The organism is Streptomyces sp. AV19 (assembly GCF_015999245.1).
GTDB lineage: Bacteria > Actinomycetota > Actinomycetes > Streptomycetales > Streptomycetaceae > Streptomyces.
Genome location: NZ_JAEAMR010000085.1, coordinates 1 through 1,608 on the forward strand (window position 1 = coordinate 1; position 1,608 = coordinate 1,608).

The window sequence follows — 1,608 nt, forward strand, 5'->3', positions numbered from 1 at the left end:
GGCTGTGGGGCTGCATGACGATGCGGTCCCCGGCCATCGCGATGACGGAGGCGATGGAGGCGGCGATGCCGTCGACGTGGGTGGTTACGCGGGCCCGGTGGGAGCGCAGGGCGTTCATGATGGCGATGCCGTCAAAGACCTCGCCGCCCGGGCTGTTGAGGCGGAGGACGATCTCGGGAGCGTCGATGGCCTTCAGCTCGGATATGAAGTCGCTTGCGGTGACCCCGAAGTAGCCGATCTCGTCGTAGATCGCCACTTCTGCCGAGCCGTCGGCGAGGTTGCGGATGCGGTACCAGTCCGTACGGCCGGCGCGGAGAGCCGCGCGGGGGCGTGCCGTTCTGACCCGCTCACGAATCGGCATCGGCTGCCTCCCATCGGTGCTGGTCCGGGGATATGACAACGTTGTCAAAGGTCATTGTGCACTATCCCAGCGAGCAACGACGGTGCCACGGCAGCGAATCCCGCCCTCGCACTGCCGGTACGGGCCCGCGCCGTACGCTGCGCGCGCCGCCGCGAGCGTCTCGAACTGCACACCGTCGATGTCCGTACAGGGACCGCAGGTGTTCGCGTCGAGGACCTCCGTCGCCTCGTACACAGCGCGCGGCGCCGCCTCCAACGTCGCCAGCCTGCCGAGGTTTTGCGCGCGGTGGAGAGCTCCGCCGAGCTGGTCGCGGCGGAACCATCCCTTCAGGCCCCGTAGGAACGCCACGACCGCATCGGCGACTTGACGCCCGGACGAGCCGGAGGCGAAGAGGCGCAGCGCCTCCCGGCCGGCGGCGGCCGCGGCATCGGCGGCCAGGAGAGCGGCCGTTGCCGCCGCGATCTCGACGAGCTCGGACCCGAACGCCGCCCGAAGCCGCGGCACGACCGCGTCCCTCAAGTTCTCGTCCACCTTTGGCGGCGTGACCTTCACGCCCTGCGCGGCGGCCTCGGCGGCCATCTGTTCCGCCGCCGCTGTCGCCATGCCCGCCAGCGCGGACCGCAGCACGGCCGTGGCCTGCTCGCTGCTCACGCTCAGCGCCGCGAGCGCGGTCGCGTCCTCGTCGTCGACGACCACCTCGATCTGCTCGGCGAGCTGCTCGTACTGGGCCTCGGCCACGTCCTCCCACTCCTCCAGGAGCCGGGCCAGGCGCTCCTCGAACTGCTCGCGGACCGCCTCCAGGTCCGGCTCGCCGCCATCGTCCCGGCCGGCTGCGCGGGCCCGGGGGTGCTGGTGACGAGGGTGCGCGCGGGCGAGGTCGAAGAGGGACGCGGCCAGCACGGGCGCCTCGGGCGGCTGGGCGTGATGGTGGATGTCCAATCGCGCCGCGGGCCCGGGGCGCGCCGTCGGAGCCGCGGGCGTGGGCACGGGGGCGGCGGGCTGCGGGGGCTCGGGGACGTCGATGCCGAGCAGCGGCAGGATCACGGGCGCGAGCGCGGCCGGCGCGGCCGTGACGAGCCGGATGAGGAGCTCGCGGTCCTGGTCGGCACCGGGCTGCCCAAAGGCGATCTCCGGCAGGCCGACGGCGGCGAGGACTTCGGGCCCGTACGCGCCGGCCTCGATCAGCGCTTGGGCGGCGGTGGCCTTCGCGACGAGCGCGGCGTTCTCCGCCTCGGAGTCCGCCGGGA

At 73.2% G+C, this 1,608-nt stretch carries 1 protein-coding gene and 1 pseudogene; both read right to left on the reverse strand.

Features of this window, described 5'->3' with window-relative positions; translation table 11 throughout:
- Nucleotides 1-361 (reverse strand): ATP-dependent Clp protease proteolytic subunit (locus tag I5Q34_RS33545; RefSeq protein ID WP_199896276.1); only part of this gene is annotated, 361 nt, incomplete at its 3' end.
- 51 nt (nucleotides 362-412) lie between these two features.
- Nucleotides 413-1,608 (reverse strand): annotated as a pseudogene (locus tag I5Q34_RS33550) (hypothetical protein); the annotation flags it as partial.